This is a genomic window from Paraburkholderia sp. BL25I1N1 (genome assembly GCF_003002025.1).
Classification (GTDB): Bacteria; Pseudomonadota; Gammaproteobacteria; order Burkholderiales; family Burkholderiaceae; genus Paraburkholderia.
On record NZ_PVZB01000003.1, the window covers coordinates 163,054 to 182,789 of the forward strand.

Below are 19,736 nucleotides of genomic sequence, written 5' to 3' on the forward strand. Positions count from 1 at the left end.
CTCGACCCCGCGACAGCGAGTCGTGGAATCCGCATCCTGAACGTTGCAACGTCGATGTACTCACCCTGTTGGAGTGACTGATGGCCCATGCTTACCTGCAGGTGATCGCGCATTTTTTCGCCAAGCCCGGTAATGGCGACGCGATCGTGAAGCCGCTTACGGAACTCGCCGCCGCAACCCGGAAAGAGCCCAAGAACCTTTACTACGAATTCTTCCGCTCGCCGCTGGAGCCCGACCACTTCGTGATTCTCGAGAAGTACAGCGACGCCGACGGGCTCGCCGATCATCGCGAAACCGAGCATTTCCAGCGACTCGGCTTCGGCACCATCATTCCGCTGCTCGACCGGCGCGAAGTCGAGAGCCATTTAGTGTCCGGAGACGCGCCATGATGAACCCGTTCCGGTTTCAAACGGTGCCGACGCTCGTCGTCGAGTTCGGTGCCGCGCGCCGCCTCGGCGCTTTGTTGCGCGCGCAATTTCCGGGGCTGTCGCGTGTGTGCGTCGTCACCGATGGTTTTCTGCACACTAGCGGGTTGTTGAATCCGGCGCTCGCCGATCTCGCGGCGCATGGCTGGGACGCCACCGTGATCAACGACGTGATCGCCGATCCGCCCGAGCACATCGTGCTCGAAGCGACATCGCGGGCCCAGACCGCCGGTGCGGAAATCGTGCTGGGGCTCGGCGGCGGTTCGTCGATGGATGTGGCCAAGCTGATCGCCGTGCTCGCGCCGCAGCAACAGCAGGCGCTCAGCGAGATGTACGGCGTCAACAAGATCACGGTCGCGCGTCTGCCGCTCGTGCAGATGCCGACCACCGCAGGCACCGGTTCCGAAGTCACGGCCGTGTCGATCGTGACGGTGGGCGAAGCGAAGAAGATGGGCGTGGTCGCGCCGCAGCTGATCGCGGATCTGGCGATTCTCGATGCCGAACTCACGCTTGGCCTGCCCGTTGCAGCGACCGCGGCGACCGGCGTTGATGCGATGGTGCATGCCATCGAGGCGTACACGTCCGCGCATCTGAAGAATCCGGTTTCCGACCTGCTTGCGGTGAAGGCGCTCGACCTGTTGTCGCGCAACCTGCTGCCCGCTTGCGAGAACGGCGGCAACCGCGAGGCGCGTGAGGCGATGTTGCTGGGCGCCACCTTCGCGGGTCAGGCGTTTGCGAATTCGCCGGTCGCCGCGGTCCATGCGCTCGCGTACCCGATCGGCGGCATTTATCACGTGCCGCATGGTCTCTCAAACGCGCTCGTGCTGCCGCATGTGTTGCGGTTCAATGCGGAAGCGGCGGCGCCGTTGTACGCGGAACTCGCAGAGGTAGTGGTGCCCGGCGTTACGGGCAGCGACGAGAGCAAAACGCAGGCGCTGATTGAACGGCTCGAACATATGATTGCCGCGACGGCGATTCCCGCGCGTCTGCGCGACGTCGGCATCGAGCAAGGCGGGCTGGAGCGGATGGCGAGCGATGCCATGTTGCAGACGCGGTTGCTGGTGAATAATCCGCGACCGGTGACGGAGGCCGATGCGCTGGCGATTTATACGGCCGCGTTTTGATGCGGGTTTGCGGCATCGGCCGGCCGTTTCGATGCGAAGGTGCTGCTTTGATGGATTACGGCGTGCTTCGTATCGTTACGGCGGCCGCTCGCGTTACGTAGCACGCTCGCGGAACACGGATCTGAGTCGAGACGTCAAACCACGATTTTGTCGGGATAAATTCTTATTTTGTTTGATTTTTTGGATATACCTTTGCTTTGAGCGCGTGATCGAGCAATAACCAGCATTTGGCGTGTAACTTGCAGCAGTGTCCCCGTCAATAGTCGTTCAACGGGGACATCATGAAGAAATTTGCTGGTCGGACAGCCATCGCGGTGGCGGCGTCTACATTACTCGCGCTGTATGGATGCGGATCAACGCTCAACACGCCAAGTCCCGGGCTTGGCGGGGGCGGTTTGGGCGGCACGTCGGGGGCGGGGACTTCTGGGACTTCTGGGACTTCTGGGACTTCTGGGACTTCTGGGACTTCTGGGACTTCTGGGACTTCGGGGACTTCCGGTACTTCGGGGACTTCCGGCACTTCCGGCACTTCGGGCACTTCGGGCACTTCCGGCACTTCCGGCACTTCGGGCACTTCGGGCACTTCCGGCACTTCCGGCACTTCCGGCACTTCCGGCACTTCCGGCACTTCCGGCACTTCCGGCACTTCGGGCACTTCGGGCACTTCGGGCACTTCGGGCACTTCGGGCACTTCGGGTACTTCGGGTACTTCCGGCACTTCGGGTACTTCCGGCACTTCGGGTACTTCCGGCACTTCGGGCACCTCTGGTACATCGGGCACCTCTGGTACATCGGGCACCTCTGGTACATCGGGCACCTCTGGTACATCGGGCACCTCTGGTACTTCGGGCACCTCTGGTACGTCGGGCACCTCTTCCACCCCGATCGGCAACATCATCACTCAGGCCAGCAATCTCATCACAGCCGTCGGCACGACAGCCGCCGATACCGGCACCAAGATCACCGGCACCTCGGTGCCCGGCGTCAACGGCGCAACGACCTAAAACCTCGGCAACGCCATCACCGATCTCGGCAACGGCGTGAAGGTGCTGGGCAACGGCACCGCCACTGGCCTCGGCACGGTCGGCAGCACGGCCAATCCGCTCGGCCCGACGCTGACTTCGACTTCCGGTGTCGTCGCCGATACCGGTGCCGCCGTGACCGCGCTGGGCGGCGTAGTGAACAGTCTCGGCAGCGGCCCGTTGAAACCGCTTTCCCCGGTGACGTCGACGCTGGGCAGCGTCGTCGGCGGTGTGGGCAGCGGCGTCAACGCAGTGGGCTCGGGACTGAATACCGCGCTCACCAGTGCGCCAGTCCAGCAGATCGAAACGCAGCTCAGTTCGTCGATCAACCCGATCACCACTACCGTCTCCAACACGACGCAGACGCTCGGCAACGCGACAGGTCTCGGCGCGCCGCTCAACAATCTGCTCGGCACGCTCGGCAACGGACTCAACGCGGCCGGCATCAAAGTGTCGGGCGCCACCGGCGATCAGGTCGGCAAGGACGTCGGCGGCGTCGTGAGCCAGTTGGGCAAATCCGTGACGGGCACGGGCGGACTGTTCACCGGCGCGACCACCAATCCGCTCGCGCCGATCACGGGTCTGCTCGGGCCGCTCGGCGGACTGGGCGGCGCAGGTGGCTCGAGCGGTGCCTCCATTCCGCCGTTGACCGGACTGATCGGCAACCTCGGATCGCTGGGCGGCGCAGCGGGTGGCACGGGTGGCGCCGGCGGCGCGGCCGGCCTGCTCGCGCCGCTTACCGGCCTTCTCGGCAAGCTCGGTTCGCCTGGCGGGACGTCGGGCACGGGCGGTCCGCTGGCGCCTGTCGTCAACGTGGTCGGGTCGTTGACGGCCGGCGTCACAGGCGGTGTCGGCGCCGGGGGTTCGTCGGGCGGCATGGCCGGCAATCCGGTGACGGGCCTTATCAGCGGTTTGACTGGCGGCTCGGCCAGCGCCTCGGGCAGCAGCGGCTCCGGTAGCAAGAATCCGCTCGCGCCGGTGACGAACCTGGTCGGCGGACTGCTCGGCGGCGTCGCAGCGGCCGGCAAATAAGCGTTACGCAGGCACGCGGCCGGGCACCAAAAAATCAATAGCCCGGCCGCCTTCAATGTCATGACGACGAGGGATGACATGAACTCCACTTTCCATACCGTCGCGCGCGTGCATGACCCGCGGCCGCGCTCGGCGACACCTTCTTCGATCGGCCTGCTCGGGATCGCCGTCGGACTGCTCACGCTCTGGTTGCTGCGCGACAGCAGTTCGCTCGATGGCGCGACGCGAAGCACCGTTGCCTGTCTGGCGATCATTGCGACCATTGCCGCTTACGAGCTATTCGTCGCGCGCGTCTATTTGCGCCCGAGCGCCGGCCTCGCGAGCGGTGCGTTGCGGCCGCTGAGCATCGTGCGCGTGGAATTGCGCCTCGCGGCGCTGGCCTCGGTGTACGCGGGCATCGGCTCGCTTTACTGGCTGCTGCCCGAGTACCACGGCGCCTTCTATAACCCGTTCTGGTCGCTGCTCGGTACGCTCGCGCCGTATGTCCTTATCGCGGCGCCCTTCTACTTTGCGTGGATGGACCGGCATCAACGCGAAACCGACGACGCGTACCTGCTATGGGCGCGCTTCCTATTTCGCGGCGAGCATCCGGCGAACTGGCGCCCAGTGCGCGAAATGCTGGCGGGATGGATGGTGAAGGCATTCTTCCTTCCGCTGATGATCGTCTACCTGTCCACCAACGCGGATCACCTCAACGCGTCGTTGACGGCCGCGCTGAACGCGCCGTTTTCGCTCGCGACATTCCGGTTCATGTATGACCTGTCCTTTGCGATGGACTTGATGTTCGGCACTGTGGGTTACCTCTGCACGTTGCGCATACTCGACAGTCACGTGCGCAGCGCAGAGCCGACGACGTTAGGTTGGCTCGTGGCGCTGATCTGCTATCAGCCGTTCTGGTCGCTCATCTCGAACCAGTACATTCGCTACGAAGGTTCAGTGTTCTGGGACAACTGGCTTATTTCGATGCCGCTTGTGCGAGTCGTGTGGGGTACGGTCATCGTTGCATTGCTGCTGTGCTATGCACTGGCGACCATCTCGTTCGGTTTGCGGTTTTCGAATCTGACCAATCGCGGGATCATTACTTCGGGACCCTATCGGTTCACCAAGCATCCCGCTTATATCGCGAAGAATATGTCTTACTGGATGGTCACAGTGCCGTTTATCGAGCCGCTGGGATGGCGAGCAGCGGTGACGCATTGCGCGGCGCTACTGGCGGTGAACACGCTTTATTTCTTGCGGGCGAAGACGGAAGAAAAGCATTTGATGAATGATCCGGAGTACCGGGAGTACGCGGAGTGGATTGCAAGAAATGGCGTCTTTGCCCGGTTGTCGCGAGTGTTTGATTGAGCAGCGAAGTCTGGGAAAAGCCTGCGCTCCGATACCCACAACCAGCTCAATCAGCAGTTGCTCATGGCCAACGCCAATCGAGCAAGCAGCGTCATTGGAAACAATGCAGGCCAACCGTAAGCGAGTCGCCTTTCCATGGATGCAAATAACTGACACCATGCTCGAATTCGCCGGCTTTCGACCCGGCTAGCGTGTCTTTCTCAGCATTGGTCATCGTTGTAGCCGGATCACCATCGGCGTCGATCGCGACTACACGATTGCCGGGAACCGATGACGAAACAGCAGATCATGCAGTGCAGCAAGCGCATGTCGGATTGAACAGACCACGTGACGGCCCGTTTGGGTCGGGCCGTTCTTGCGTCATCGGGAATTGGAAACCTTGACCGGGGGATTGCGGCTTTGTAGGATGATGGCCGCCGCAATCGGACACGCACTGCCTGATAGATTCAGCCCACCCGCAACGTACGAACAGAACAGGACCACTACTAAATGAATGGTGAGGTCATCGGGGTTATGGCATGACAATGGATGAAGACATCGCGCACGTGGCGCGTGTGATGGTGCCGTCGCTGAGCGCGTTTCGCGGTGAGCCCGTGTTGCAGCCGGCTTATTGGCGGAGGCGGCTTCAACGGATACAGAGCGAATTCCGGTTGACTGAGATGCAAGCTTCGCAGATCCAGCATTTGCTGGGGGATCTGGATAAGTTTGAGGCGGAAAAGGGCGCGAAGAAAAAGGGGGTTGGTGGTGAGATTCCGGCGCCTTGGAGGCCGCGGTGACGCGGCACATCTACCAGTTTCTTTGAGTGGAGTGACAATGCGCGGCAGGCTGACAGGGGTCACGTCTTCCTCGCCCTCAGCTGCGATAGCCACACAACCGACCATTCCCGTTGATTGCGAATCAGCGGCGTTCGCGGCATTGTTCAAATCTGCAATACGCTCATCTAAGCGCGATGCAGTACATCAGACCATACCGCAGTAACTGCGATACGCGCACGCACAACTCTGTGCATCTAGCGGTGAACCGTCCTCGCGAAAACGGACACATCGCCAAAATAGAGTTCCAGTGCATCGACGTCTGAAGGCTGCTTTAACCAACCGGGTTTGTATATTCCGAACTTCAGATATGCGCGTCGGTCGCGAGGATATGCATTCGCCAAGCCGTTTCCGTCGAGCACAAGCTTCCCGCTTTTCCAGAGGCGCGTCACCGCCTCCTGCCCGCTGGCGTCTGGCGCATACTGTAACGTCCAATTAACCCACCTGCCGAGATCGCTGCGCGCACAACAAACGCGGCCACCTGATCCGTGCTCTGTATTTAACCCTCCGCGCACGGAAAACGTATAGTCCTCACCGAGCAGCGTCAGCATGAACGGCGGCGGGCCGCTTGATTCACTCTGATGGATCTGCGTGATGATTTCCATTTGCTGCCGATCAAATGCGAAATCACGCGGGAGATATGTCTGCCAGCGGATCAGATATTCTTGGCCCGGGCCCATGTAAACATTTCGGGGCAACGTGAACTCACTGCGCGGTGCGCCGTTGGCCACCTTCGAAAAATCGTTGTTCTTGTGGATTTGTACGCGAATGACATGCCGGCTCGGGGCAGCGGGATCGTTAGCCAACGCCACGTCGGTCGCTTGGCCTGCCTGAATTAGCAAACCTCCAAATCCAATTCCTGAAACAATTGAGTAAGCCGCAAGATAAGTACCGCTGCTTGGGACTGTCTGGCCTGACGGACCGACTGCCTCTGCCGGCGAAAGCGTAAAGATTAGTCCAAGCATCGACACCAACGCTCTGAACAAGGACGGCTTCCTATTCATATATCTCTTTTTCGCTGAGACATAACCGCAGCCAACGCGAGGTATGGAGCGACGACAGCCGACACGAAGACGTGACCTGCCGACGACGCCATTGCAACAATGATCCAGAAAAATATCCGGCCAAACCGACTAGCTGTGCGGTCTGAACCGCCGCAAGCAAAGGTCCGTGCCAGCGCGGCAAAATAGATTATGAAAATGGGAAAGCCAAAGGCGAGTATCAGATCTGGAATGTCGATCTCCACCATGTATCGAACGACGGGATGCCCGCCAGTTAACAACGCAATGAAGTTATCCTTCTGAACCTCGGCCCAAACGTTGGCGAACTTTAAGTTTCGTCCCGACAGCAGAAGCGTCACAATCTTATCGTCACCGATTCGCCCGCCCTGGTGCTGAAAATAACGCAAACTTAGATCAACAGCCGCATTGACCTTCGGTATGAAGAGGTAAGCAGACGCAGCCATTGTTGCCAGAGCCAGCAGAATCAGGCTCGTGTAAAACGTTGCCTTGATTGCGTTGTGGCGTGAGTAGAAATACGCGCACGTCCCAGCAAGCGCCCCGAGGATTGCACCCTTCGTGCCGGTCAGCGCGGCCGCGGCCAGCATGCATCCGATCAGCAGGACAGAGCGCCACGACCAACCGCGCAGCAGCGCGTGAAGGTAGCCGAACCCAATGGCCACAACGACGAGAGCCGCCGCTTCGTTTTGCGCGTAAATAATGCCTTTGTATCCGGATCGAATGTGAGTGTCTGCCTGGTAGCTGAGAAACATGTCAATTGACAGCGCAGCGCCCATCACTATCGAAACGCCATAAACCATTAGCGATATGAATGCAACCAACTCGATTTGCTTCAGGCGTCGATCGCTTAGCATGCTCATCGCAGCAGGATAGACAAAAAAACTGAACACCTTCAGTACAAATATCACCTGTTCCTGAAGCTCGTGCCTTGTTAACACTCCGAACACATAGGAACCGAACGTCGCACATAGCACAAATGCAAATGCGATCGCTCGCCACAGTCCAGTTTGAGTTAATCGAAACCCATACGTCAGCGAAGCAATAAGACCGACAATTGTCACGCCTCTCAACAATAGCGAGACTCGCGCATCAGCGGCGTGAGACGGCACGCCCTTTGCTGCATAGACAGACAGAAAATCCCCAATCGGAGAAAGCCCTAAACCAATGACCAGGACTGTCCACGCGAGCGTCGTGGCGACCCGCGTGTTCGACTCCGGAAAACCTGCGGCCGGAGCCGCCCCGTATGGCAAATAGCGGCTATTCATGGTGCGGATACATCTTCTCGCGGGAAGCCGTTGCCATAAGCAACGCCACTACTAGCCATCGACCACCCGTACGTATGACTCTTAGAGGCTTAAGCGCCATCTCATAGGCGAAAGACCGGCGCTTTGATAGCACATCCCGACTTGATGAAATTGAGCTCGGCATCGTCTCGAATGCTTCCCAAACGACGTACGGCCGCAACTCGGCAATGCGCAAACCGCCATGGTCGCGATGCCATGGCCAGTCGTCGAGAAGTCTCCCAATTCGTCCGCATGCATGATCAAGCGCCTTGCGAGCACCACTGGCACTGATCCAGTAGCCGACCGAACCGCTCGTCCATTGTTTGAACGGTACGCCAATCCATAACCTGCCGACACGGCTCGCGCGCATCAGCGGCTCGTACACATAGGTTGTCTTCGCGTGCCGACGCGCGAGCTTGGAGCGTCCGAGCAGAACAACGTCGGCATTTGCCGATAAAGCACTCTCCGATGTGTGCAACACTGATTCAAAAAAAGCGTCGTCCAGCATCGCATCATCTTCCAATATGATTGCCGCACGCCCGGATCGCGCGATCTTCGGCCACAGCGACCGATGGCTGTAGAAACATCCCACTTCGCCGCGACTGAGTGGACGCCCGTAGCGCATCGTTGCTTCCATCGGATCGCAAATCTCAGTAAACGCATCACCGTCAAGGCTCCGCGCATCGAACGCGTTTTCGAATTGACATTCCAACCCACGATCTGCCAGTACTTTCTCAATCGAAGCGCGGCGCGGTGATCCCGGAAGTGAAATTACGTAAATATCAAACATGGTCGGTCTCAGGATGTCTTTAGCTGCATAAAGTGAGCGCGCATTTCCGTGGAGCGGACAATCCACATCACATATACGCCAAGCAATGCGACCTCCGCCGTCAGATACGCCACCGCTGCGCCGTACGCGCCGAATCGTGGTGCAAGAAGGAACGCCAACAGAACATTGAACCCGCCTGCTCCGAGCATCGCGCGGGCGCGCCGTGCAGATCCACTGAATGGCACAAGCACTTGCAAACCAAGAAAATAGGCCAGGTTGCCGAAGATCGTCGACAAGCAAAGCAAGTCGACGATCGGGGCCGCCTCCACGAAATTTTGGCCGAGTGCAATACGGGTGAGAACGTCTGACAGCGACAAGCACACGATCAAACCAATACACGTTGTCGCCGCGGTCGCGAGAAGGCCCACGGTCGTCAACCTTGCAGCCATCCTCACCCCTTCCGCTGTTTGCTGGGAAAAGAACGCAGCGACACGGGGGTAAAGCACAGTATTGATCTGAGCCGGCACCATGTTTCCCACGGTCTTCAGCTTGTCAGCCGCCGCGTATAGACCGACCTGATACGGGCCGGAAATACCGCCAAGAATGACCGCATTGGTTGCGCTGAACAAGCTGACCGACGCTGTCGAAATAAACATATCCGTACTTTCAACGAGCTGCGTGCGAATGGTGCGCCAGGAAAATAGCGGAGCCGCCAGTAGGCCCTGCTGGTAAGCGACAGACATTGAACCCACTGCGACGATCAAGGATGCCGCCGACTGGACGGCTACGGCTGCGTTGACGTCACTCGGCGAAGTGACCACACAGAAGGTCAATGGAAGCGTCGCAAACCGCCCAACGAGCGCGATCGTTGCGAACAGCGAAAAGCGTTCGAGACCTTGAAGGAGCCAGTTAAGAGTAAATACGTTTGCCAGGACGCTCAGCCAGCCGATCCAAACCGCGGCTCCCAACCCCTGTATGTGGTGATCAAAACGAATAACCGCGAACAGAGCGGTGGACGAAATGACACACAGGCTCGCCTTAGCTCCGATGATCGACCAGACCAGTTCATTCAGCCTGGCCCGGTCCTGACGGCACTGCGAGACCATGCGGGGCCCGCTTAGATTGAATCCCCACTCAGTGCACACCGTGCCATACACCGTTATCGCGATCACATAGCTCACAACGCCGAACTGCGACGGCCCGAGAATGCGTGTCAGATATGGAAACGTGGCAAGAGGCACGAGGTAATTTCCGACCTGCCACGCCAGCATCGCCGCAAAGTTCCGGCCGAGTCCGGCCGCTGCGCGTACCGATCCGCGACCGCGAGGGATGCGATCGTGCTCAGACTCCTGCGCCGACGGTAATGTCGCCTTTTCCATTATCACCGTCACTCGTGCTTGAGGCGCTTTGCGGTATCCGCGCCTTCATATGCGTAAGCACCGTAATTGCCGTACTGAGCGGATCTCAATCCAGGACTGAAACAGTTGAAAACGACGCCCGAGACCTTTGCTCCGACCCGACCAATACGCTTGGCCGACTCTCGAATCTCCCCCAGACTCGTGACACCAGAACGCGCCACCAGCAAAATCGTCCCTGCAAATGCCGCAAACACTGTCGCATCGGTCACGGGCAAAAGAGGAGGCGCATCGATCAGCACCAGATCGTACTGGTGCGAAACATCCGACAGCAAGCTCGACAGGTTGTTCGATTGGAACAGTTCAACCGGCTGCCCGACCCGCGGACCAGCGGGAAGAAAATCGACGTGCGCAGAAACATCCCGAACGATGGCGTCTTTCACCTGAACCTCGCCACGAAGCACGTTCGCAAGGCCATTTTCCGAGCGAACGCCAAATTCTTTAGCCAGATGACCGCGCCGCAAGTCACCGTCGATCAACAGCACGCGCTTATTCAGTTGGCCGAGAAGTGTCGCAACGTTAGCCGAGGTGAAGGATTTCCCGATATCGCTAGACGGCCCAGTGATAAGTACGAGATTGTTCTTCGGCTTATCAAGTAGGAGGAACTGCATTGCGGTACACAGACTGCGTAGCGCCTCAACCGCAGGCTCGTGCGGGCGTGAAAGAGAAAGAATGGAGCGCGCCTGAGCGGCTCCCACGACCGCCAATTTCTTCTGGGCCGGACTCCTCGGGATCGTTGCAATCACCTCGAGATCGGTGTCCCGCTCGATCTCCGACGGATCCGTGACCGCACCGTGCAGGACGGCTCTGGCAATTGCCACGCATATCCCGACCAGCAACCCGATGATCGTTGCCAGCACCACGATCAAGGCAACCTTTGGCCGCACGGGCTCGTCCGGAACAACCGCGTGGTCGATCACGCGCACGTTGCCGATCTTACTGGCCGTTGCGAGACGCAGTTGCTGAATGCTGTTCAGTAATCCAACATAGATCGCCGTTTGAACGGTGACGTCGCGTCGAAGTCTCACGACATTCTGTTGCGCATCCGGCAAGCGCGAGATCGCGCTCTCGAATGACGAGATATTGAGTCTCGCGGCAGCGATTTGCTGGTCCAGCGAAGCAAGTTGGGGATGCTCGGTGGTCAATACCGATCCAAGTGCTTTTCGCTTCTGTTCCAATTCGAAGAGTGCAGTCTGTGCGCTCACTGCCTGGCCAAGCATTGCATTTGCCTGTTCGCTCAAATCGACGATCTGGTGCTTGTTCTGATATCCATTCAGACGATCCTCCACAACCCTCAATTGCCCTTCGACTTGTGGCAATTGAGCGGTCAGAAATTGCAGAGATTTTTCTGCTGTCGCGGCTTTTCTATCGGCGTTCTGACGCACATAATTATCAGCTATTTCGTTGATCACTCCTGCGCCAAGAACGGGGTCGATACTCTCGTATTTCACGCCGATCACTCCCGACTGGTCTTTACCCTTCTCAGTAACCACCAGATCTTTCTGAAGCTGCGTGAGCATCTTTTGCGTGGAGAAACGCCTGACAATGAACTGTGCATTTGGACGCCCCTCGATGTGATCGACAACCAGATTTACGTTGCCTGACGCAGTTTGCACGCGCAACGGCACGCCGACTTGTCCGGTAGCATCGTTATCGACGTCATCTCCTGACAACCGATAGCGTCCATCTGGAAGAGTCGTGATAACGAACCGGTCTTCCCAGAAGTCTCGCGGCACGTCGAATGAGGATACCGTGATGCTTTCACGTCCCCAAACAAAACCACCGATGCCGAGCAGTCCAGGGGTCGACAGCTTCTTGTTGCGACGAGCAATTACGCTCCCGATAAGCGGGAAATACCTGGGATGTGCATCAATATAAAGACGCTTGTCTTTGACGACAGACTCCGTGACAAGGCGTGATTGAAGAATCTCCATTTCGCCGTCATCGGTCGACTTCACGTCGAACAGAGTGCTCAGGCCGCCAACCAGACCTCCTTCTGCCCCTCCCATCATATCGGCGCCGCTGCTTTCAACCTGGACGACGACGTCTACGCCATAAACAGGTGCCGCAACGATCGCGTACAACGTGCCAAGCACGCAAAAGACGCCCGTCACCACGACGATGAGCCTGACGTTCTTGACGATCATGTCAACGATTCCGCGAACATCGATTTCATCCGATTCGCGAAAGTTTTGAGAATTCGATTTGGAAGAGTTCATGTCGACTTCAGATATCCTTTTGAAGCGAGACGCGCTCGCTTAGCGCTGGTTGCTCTCGGCCAATTGGCAGATGCGTTCGGCCCAATCATTGACACCATGCTCAATCAGCGTCATTGCGTAGTCGTAATTGCGCTGCGAACGCTGGTACGGATCCTTCACATCAGACGGAAATACTTCCGCGACGCGATAGATACGTCCTCGTGCGACCGGATAAAAGCGTTCAATAGCCCTGCGCTGCGCGAGCTCCATGACAAGGATTAAGTCGGCCGAGCGACAAATACCTTCATCGAGCCGCACGGCGCGGTGTGACGACATGTCGATCCCACGTAACTCGAGCATGCGCCCGGCCACCGGATCGATCGTCATGCCTTGTCTGGCAGCTAAGCCCGCCGATGAAACCGAGATATCAGGCAACAGCCGCTGAAACAAACCCTGCGCCATCGGACTCCGGCATAAATTGCCCTGACAAACCACGAGAAGGCGCCGGATCATTTCGTCACGACCGCCGCGGTAAGGCTGGCATTGATCGCAGGTAGCAGGAGGTTCAATACGCGGCTGAAACGAACGAGGCCGTTACCGTCCACATAGACAACATCCTTAGGCAACAATTCAAACTGATTGGCCAGTACCATCGACACTGGAGAACGTGCATCCAGATGAAACACTCTGGGTTCGCTACTTTGCGCGCCACGGATCACGTAAAGCTGCGCGGCATCCGCACTGCCGCTATTGAGGCTACCGGCTTGTGAAAGCGCGTCGCTCAAACTCAATTTGCCGGTACGCAGCGGTAACGCCGTCATCGGCTTGTTGACCTCACCCATCACGTAGACGCCGCTCTCCTCACGCGACACAACGCGCAGCAGGTCACCGTCCTGGAGCAAGATGCTAGCGGGATTGACATTGCGCGCCAGCATGCCTGGAACATCGAGCGAATACGACACGCCTTTTCGTACAAGAACCAGATGACTCTGATCCGCAGTCGGCGCAAATCCGCCGGCGCGGTTAACTGCTTCGAACAACGTCATCGGAATGTCATTGATGGGCACAGTGCCAGGGACACGGACCTCGCCATCAACAAAAATCTCCTTGGCGCGAAATGACGTTACCCGTACGGAGACCTTCGGCTTGATAAAGAATCGAGACAATGCACTGGTTACAACCGAGCGCGCTTCATCCATAGTCAACCCGGCAACATGTGCGTCGCCCGCATACGGAATCTGGATGTTGCCGTTATGATCGATCACAAAGCCTTGCGGCGGATCGTAGGGGCGGCCATTTGACTGCTGCTGCGGACCTTGCGCCTCCGCAAGCTCAGGATGATCCCAAACAACAATCTGCAGTACGTCGCCTGTGCCGAACGTGTACGGCGACGGCTTGTCCGATAGCCCTTTGATCTCCTCTGAGTTAATCGCCGAAGAAGACATCTTTAGTTGTTGAATCAACGTCGCATTGATCTCCGCAATCGGCACCTGCATCGACGTGTTATCCGATGTCGCGAGGGTTGCTGGCTCGCTCATTCGCATCCCCGGCGCGACTGTGCATCCGGACAGGACTACGCCGATCCCAAGGACAAATGCAATTACTCGACTGCCGCGTAGGCCTGACGCGACGGAATCGGGAAGATAGGTTTTTGAATTTCTCATTATTTTTGATTACATGTGAACATCAAGCAAATGTCCGCCACAGTGCCGCTTTTCTTCTTATAGCGATCTTCGATTTGGCGGACGCCACTCGTCTACTTCGATCTGCATACGTGCACGCCAGGAATCCAACGCGTGCAAGTGAGCCAAGTTCGACAACTGGCCCCACTGGTTCAATAGGCATTCGGATGAACGAAACTTTTGACGACGGTCGCGGCAACGATCCGCATGTCGAGCCAGAACGACCAGTTTCGCAAGTAGAAGAGATCGTGCTGCACCCGTCCGATCATCTTGTCGATATGATCTGTTTCGCCACGAAAGCCATTGATTTGCGCCCAGCCAGTAATTCCTGGTTTGATGCGGTATCGGTGGATATACCCGTCGACAAGCGGCTTATAGTGATTGTCGTGCTCGATTGCGTGCGGTCGAGGGCCGACGACGGACATGTCGCCTCTCAGGACATTAAAGAACTGCGGCAACTCGTCGAGGCTCATGCGTCGCAGGAACAGACCCACCCGTGTGATGCGAGCGTCACCGCGCGTAGCCTGGCGTAGCGCACCCGCCTGCTCGTCGTGTAGCCGCATAGTTCTGAATTTGTAGATGCGGAAGACGCGCCCGTCCGCGCCTTTTCGGAGCTGGGTGAAGATTACGGGGCCTGGCGATGATAGTTTCACCATGATGGCAATGACGAGTAGTACCGGCGCAAGCACGGTGAGGACGAACGCAGAAAATAGCCGATCGAATAGCGCCTTCTTCAGCATTGCTGCATTCGACAAAGGCGACGCCATCAGATTGATGGTCGGCATGCCGATAAGATCTGTTACGGCGCCGCCGATGAGCCCGATACTTCCCATGTCCGGCATCAAGCGGATATTGACGAGATCGTCACCAAACGTTTTGAGGACAGCCTGAATCGTGAGCGCTTCCGCTAACGGCAACGCTAGCCAGAGCTCCGGGATGTCTTCGGCTCGAACAAACGTAGCGAATGCATCAACGTCCGCAAACGTCGACACGGCAGATGACAGAAAACATTGCTCGGGCGTGTAAAGCGCGACGGCCCGGAATCCGCTCGCTGGCGACTGGGCGAGTTGCTCGATGACATAGCGGGCATGCTCGCCACTGCCAACCACAGCGACCTTGCGCAGATTAAGCCCTGCGTAACGAACACGCCCAAGCAACAGGTAAGCGGTCGTACGAATGCCGATCAAACCGATGCCCGTGAGGCTGGTCCAGTATGCGAACCACAACCGCGACACGTGGTCTGTCCGATGCATCATGAACAACAACACGAGGCTTGCGGCCTGAACGGAAATCCATGCGAAGCACACTTGGCTGATCATCGCGATCGATGACCGCCCGCGCCACGACACGTAAATCTGGAATGCTGGAAACGCTACAAGCGTGAACATGGTGACAAACGACACGAGCATGAAATCGGGTCGCTCGAGCGCGTTGCTGTCAAGGCGAACGTCCGATGCCACGATCGCACCGATAACCACTACTAGTCCGTCCAGAATACGTGCAACAATTGATCGGATTCCGATCATGATGACCCCGGCATCGCTGGATCTGCGATCGTTCTCAGACCTGCGATCCATTTTATTAACATGGCTTGAAGCCGGAAATATCGAATTCGGCGCAATTTACGCGCGAATCAAATTTCCGCAACGCCCGACGATCCGAACATTCCGGAAACGGGCTGAAGCCTCCTTTAACCTAACACCGTGCGAGCTGGCCCAACCCGCACGCGCTTCATTCGACGATCGAACTGAAAATTCAACCGAATCACCTTCGCCGAGACACCCGCTCAGTATGTGAAGAAGACTATGTGGTAGCCGCTTCCCGAGACCGCGAAGACGAGATACTTTGGTCTTCCCGACCATTAGTGAAATTCGTGTCAGCGACCCTCTATAAGCAGCTATCATGCCAATCATAAAAAGAGTCGTTTTCTATAGTCGTTAAAGAGGGTTCACCGCTCCGGCAGCGCCATTTCCCGCGCGTACGGCACATTTCGGCGTAAAAAACGAACTGCGCGGCGCTGTGTGGAAAGAGCGTTACGTCGAGAGTCACGTAACACGGCAACGACGTTACGTCGTGACGGCACGGGAGGCGCGTTGTCTAGAACGGCTGCGACAGGCCAAACGACCCGGCGTGTGGCTAGGAACAGAATCGACTTTCAAGCCATCAGGAATCTCATCGTTGCGTCACCGCAAGTGTCTGTGGGCTCCATCCAACCAGATTTCAAGTTGGCTGGGGGCGACGTCGACTGAGACATTGAAAGAGAGGACGCGAGGGTTGGGCAATGCCGAAGAGCGTTGACGGTCTGCGGAAGCTTTGTATAGCTTCAAACGTCGCTGACACGGCGGCAGCGAGCGGCCGCGCCTCGAACGACCCGAGTACGGCCAACACCGTCGCCGCGAAAGGCCGGCACGTTTGTCGAACAGAGTTCGCCGGTGACCCACTATCTATCACCCGCGGCGCAGGCCTATTCGTTCGACTGGCCTGCTGCACCTTGAATCGCCGATGCAATACGTGCTCGTAGCAGCATGACGGCGAACCGGTTATTCGTAACTAAATATCGCTTCCACATGCGTCTTGGTTCCTGCGCGACCCGAAAGGCCCATTCCAGCCCGTTGCGCTGCATCCACTGCGGGGCTCGACGTACTTTTCCAGCGACGACGTCGAAAGTCCCGCCGACTCCCATTACAAAGTCGACACCGAGACGATCCTGCCAGCGATTAATAAAGCTTTCCTTCTTCGGCGAAGTAATGGCGACAAAAAGAAGTCTTGCGCCGGATCGTCGAATTTTCTCAACCACCTTCTCCTCGTCGTCCCAGAAGTATCCGTGATGAAAACCAACGACCTGCAGGCCGGGGTACCGTGCCGCTGTCAATGATGCCGTCCTTGCCACGATCGCCTCCATCGCGCCCAGGAAAAACACGGGCAGACCGCGCGCCGCGGCCATCTGCAAAAGTCGTTCAAAGAGATCCACTCCCGCAACTCGCTCCGGCACAGAATGGCCTAATAGTCGCGCGCCCCAAACTACGCCCATTCCGTCAATGTTGATGATGTCGCAAGCCCGGACCGACGCGTCGAGTACCGGGTCGGTCTGCATGCCAACAAGTTTCGCGACGTTAACCACCACATGCTGAGTAAATTGTTTGCGTTCAATTCGATCGCCAATCATGTTGACGGTCTCATGCATGGTGGCAACATCCATCGGACATCCAAAAAGCTCGATCCGTTTCATTGTGTCATCCCCGGTAGGTACTCAAACCCTCGTTGTCTTTGCTCTTGAAGTTCACCTCTCAAACGAACGCGATTAGCGTATGCCCCGATCGCGTAAAACGCCCAAGCTTGCGTCCAGCGAAGATAGTTGATTCGGTTTGTCGTCAGTTTCCCTTTCTGGTACATGAAACGACGTTCGCGTGGCATATAGAGCGTGTCTACTGCACGCTCAAAAATTCTGGTCGCCAGGAGGTGGTCATCATCGCCGGAACCAACGCTTTGCAACGTAAGCAACGCTTGAGCAACCGAATGCGTATCAAGCGGCCAGACTGAGTTGTCGTAGTATTTGACTGTGCCGTCCGGGAGAAAAAAATTGTCCCGGTAATAAGCCATTCCTCGGCGTATCGCTTCGTCGAATTCATCGAACTTTGCGGTGCGTTGCAGGGCTGACAGTGCTTCCAGGTTGTAACCGGTATGGAACCCATCCACAAACGAGTGGTGGTCCCGCGTACCGTATTGCCATGCACCGTCCGCGCGTTGCATTGTCACTGTGCGGCGCGCGGCGCTGATCGCCCGATGCATCATCGCGTCGTCCCCTAAGCGATTTGCAGCTTCTCCGGCGACCGCAGCGGCCCAAAGGTTCGCGTTGTGCACGAAAGCGGATTCACCGGGGATATAGGCGTAATATCCTCCGTCCGCCCGGAAAAGCGAATCTACGAAGAGACCTGCGTCCGTTGCGGCCTCCAGCAATCGCGGCTCGCCCGTCTCAAGTCCGAGCGCGGCAAGCGCGCGCGCTACATAGCAGGTAGTAATTGCGTTGGGCGTACCAGAGGGGACAAAGAAAGCGCGTGCGGCCCAGTCAAAGTGATATCCCCAGGAACTGTGCTTCCACTTCTCGCGGTCACAACGTTGCTCCAATAACCATTCCGCTAGTCGGGTGGCCTCCTTAATACTCCATCCGTCGCACAATCGTCGTTCACGCTCGATAAGTCCCAGAATGATCAGCGCAATTCCTTTCGGATTGCGGCGGCGCGGCACACCGACAAACGGCCTCAGGTTCCAGAGGCTGCGCTTATGAAGCTGCAGCCACGCAATCTTTGCGAAAGGCAGAGCGCCAAGCTTTAGCTGTTTGAAGAACGAGCTGTTGAGGCCATCAAACGGGTCGTATCCGGCGTAATCGCTCGCGCGACATTGTGCGATCAGTATGTCAGCCAGCGAGTCGGCATCGAGGCGGTCCGTCATTTGCTTTGCTCCAAGTGCTTAGTCGTTGATACTAGTTCTCCGGCGCCAAACACATGAGCGTTGCGATAGCATTGAACATACCGCTGCACAATCGACGTCGAACGATAAAGGGCACATGCACGCGCTAAGCCGGCGACACCCATCTTGCGCGCATGCCCAGGATCATCGAGTAGCTTCGAGATCGCATCCGCCAGTGCTCGGGAATCACGCACATCGACCAGATATCCGCTGACTCCTTCCACGACCAGGTCGAGGAACCCGCCTAATCGCGTTCCGACAACTGGCAAACTGCAAAACATCGCCTCCAGTGTCGCAATGCCGAAAGACTCGAAATGACTCGGCATGCAGAACAGACTCGCTCCGCGATAAAACGCAAGTTTCGCGTCGCCCTCCAGCCAGCCTTCGAAGATCACGCGGTCAGCAATGCCGTGCTTAAATGCTATACGCCTCCAGCACTCAACGTCACCCATTCCGGCCACTCGTACCTGGATATCCCGGCCCTTTCCCGTTAGCTCGGCGACTGCGCGAAACAGATCTTCCAGTCCTTTCGCTTCGCTCAGTCGTCCGGCAAAAGCAATGTATGGCCGCTCGCATGCCTGCGATCGACGTGTGAAAACTCGCTGTTCGGCGCCGAGGGCCATATTTCCGACCACGTGGACCGCATCGGTACCTCGCTGACTTTGCAGCCAATTAGCCAAAGGTGTCGAAACGGCGATTACACAATCGACCCTCTGTAGAAACGACCTGCATAGGAAGCGCGTGAGAGGATCGGCGTTCTCAACGAAGCGCTCGAAATTCCCAGAATGCAAATGAAAAACCGTACGTTTCCTTAACACCGCCGCGACGAGAAAAAGGACAAATTTCCGGTACAGCGAGCCTCGCTCGGATACATGGAAATGCACGACATCAGTTTTTTTGGCAGCGAATACGAAACGTGGAACGTCGATGAAGGCAAACGCCAATATCCCGCCAACGGTTCGGAACCCGCGCGTTTCAAAGAACGAAGTGGACACGCCGGCTTGTTCGAACGTGCTTCGTAGCATTGCCAACTGCGCGAGGATCGACGCAATACCGCCTCTTTGCCCGCGACCGGGCCCGACATGAAGGATGCGAATGCTCATCACGAATTTCCCGGTAAGCTCACCCGGCCGTTCTCCCC

15 protein-coding genes and 1 pseudogene are annotated in these 19,736 nt (G+C 57.6%); 5 read left to right on the forward strand and 11 right to left on the reverse strand.

Features of this window, described 5'->3' with window-relative positions:
• The first annotated feature begins 80 nt into the window (after nt 1-80).
• From B0G73_RS05525 to B0G73_RS05550, 5 genes and pseudogenes are all read left to right on the forward strand, one after another.
• Nucleotides 81-389, forward strand: a complete 309-nt coding sequence (locus tag B0G73_RS05525; protein ID WP_106278656.1) for a putative quinol monooxygenase — start codon at nt 81-83, stop codon at nt 387-389.
• Nucleotides 389-1,549, forward strand: a complete 1,161-nt coding sequence (locus B0G73_RS05530) for an iron-containing alcohol dehydrogenase (RefSeq protein WP_106279165.1) — start codon at nt 389-391, stop codon at nt 1,547-1,549. The genes B0G73_RS05525 and B0G73_RS05530 overlap by 1 nt, the downstream gene beginning before the upstream one ends.
• A 281-nt stretch (nt 1,550-1,830) precedes the next feature.
• Nucleotides 1,831-3,603, forward strand: a pseudogene (locus B0G73_RS41840) (collagen-like triple helix repeat-containing protein).
• A 78-nt stretch (nt 3,604-3,681) separates the two neighbouring features.
• Complete coding sequence (locus B0G73_RS05545; protein ID WP_106278665.1) at nt 3,682-4,950, forward strand: isoprenylcysteine carboxylmethyltransferase family protein; 1,269 nt, start codon at nt 3,682-3,684, stop codon at nt 4,948-4,950.
• A 524-nt stretch (nt 4,951-5,474) separates the two neighbouring features.
• On the forward strand, nt 5,475-5,726 hold the full coding sequence (locus B0G73_RS05550; RefSeq protein ID WP_258193189.1) for a hypothetical protein: 252 nt from the start codon (nt 5,475-5,477) through the stop codon (nt 5,724-5,726).
• A gap of 233 nt (nt 5,727-5,959) precedes the next feature.
• Here the strand turns inward: B0G73_RS05550 and B0G73_RS05555 are convergent, their stop codons facing one another.
• From B0G73_RS05555 to B0G73_RS05605, 11 genes are all read right to left on the reverse strand, one after another.
• The gene (locus B0G73_RS05555; protein ID WP_106278670.1) at nt 5,960-6,766 is read right to left on the reverse strand and encodes a heparin lyase I family protein; all 807 of its coding nucleotides are present in this window, start codon (nt 6,764-6,766) and stop codon (nt 5,960-5,962) included.
• Entirely contained in the window at nt 6,763-8,046 is a 1,284-nt protein-coding gene (locus B0G73_RS05560; RefSeq protein ID WP_106278672.1) for a hypothetical protein, read from the reverse strand. The genes B0G73_RS05555 and B0G73_RS05560 overlap by 4 nt, the downstream gene beginning before the upstream one ends.
• Nucleotides 8,039-8,854, reverse strand: a complete 816-nt coding sequence (locus B0G73_RS05565; protein WP_106278675.1) for a glycosyltransferase family 25 protein — start codon at nt 8,852-8,854, stop codon at nt 8,039-8,041. The genes B0G73_RS05560 and B0G73_RS05565 overlap by 8 nt, the downstream gene beginning before the upstream one ends.
• An 8-nt stretch (nt 8,855-8,862) precedes the next feature.
• Nucleotides 8,863-10,212: a flippase gene (locus B0G73_RS05570; RefSeq protein WP_106279167.1), complete on the reverse strand. Its 1,350-nt coding sequence runs from the start codon at nt 10,210-10,212 to the stop codon at nt 8,863-8,865.
• Between the two features lie 8 nt (nt 10,213-10,220).
• Nucleotides 10,221-12,467 carry a polysaccharide biosynthesis tyrosine autokinase gene (locus B0G73_RS05575; RefSeq protein ID WP_106278678.1) on the reverse strand — a complete coding sequence of 749 codons (2,247 nt, stop codon included), beginning with the start codon at nt 12,465-12,467 and terminating at the stop codon, nt 10,221-10,223.
• A 39-nt stretch (nt 12,468-12,506) separates the two neighbouring features.
• A complete protein-coding gene (locus B0G73_RS05580) occupies nt 12,507-12,959 on the reverse strand; it encodes a low molecular weight protein-tyrosine-phosphatase (protein ID WP_106278681.1) in 453 nt (150 codons plus the stop codon).
• Entirely contained in the window at nt 12,956-13,984 is a 1,029-nt protein-coding gene (locus B0G73_RS05585; protein WP_106278683.1) for a polysaccharide biosynthesis/export family protein, read from the reverse strand. The genes B0G73_RS05580 and B0G73_RS05585 overlap by 4 nt, the downstream gene beginning before the upstream one ends.
• Nucleotides 13,985-14,280: 296 nt before the next feature.
• On the reverse strand, nt 14,281-15,654 hold the full coding sequence (locus B0G73_RS05590; RefSeq protein WP_106279169.1) for an undecaprenyl-phosphate glucose phosphotransferase: 1,374 nt from the start codon (nt 15,652-15,654) through the stop codon (nt 14,281-14,283).
• Nucleotides 15,655-16,592: 938 nt separating this feature from the next.
• Nucleotides 16,593-17,357 (reverse strand): WecB/TagA/CpsF family glycosyltransferase, encoded by a 765-nt coding sequence (locus B0G73_RS05595; RefSeq protein WP_106278686.1) that lies wholly within the window; start codon nt 17,355-17,357, stop codon nt 16,593-16,595.
• On the reverse strand, nt 17,354-18,577 hold the full coding sequence (locus tag B0G73_RS05600; protein WP_106278688.1) for an aspartate-semialdehyde dehydrogenase: 1,224 nt from the start codon (nt 18,575-18,577) through the stop codon (nt 17,354-17,356). The genes B0G73_RS05595 and B0G73_RS05600 overlap by 4 nt, the downstream gene beginning before the upstream one ends.
• Nucleotides 18,574-19,698 carry a glycosyltransferase family 4 protein gene (locus B0G73_RS05605; protein WP_106278691.1) on the reverse strand — a complete coding sequence of 375 codons (1,125 nt, stop codon included), beginning with the start codon at nt 19,696-19,698 and terminating at the stop codon, nt 18,574-18,576. Before B0G73_RS05605 ends, B0G73_RS05600 begins: the two co-directional genes overlap by 4 nt.
• Between the last annotated feature and the right edge of the window lie 38 nt (nt 19,699-19,736).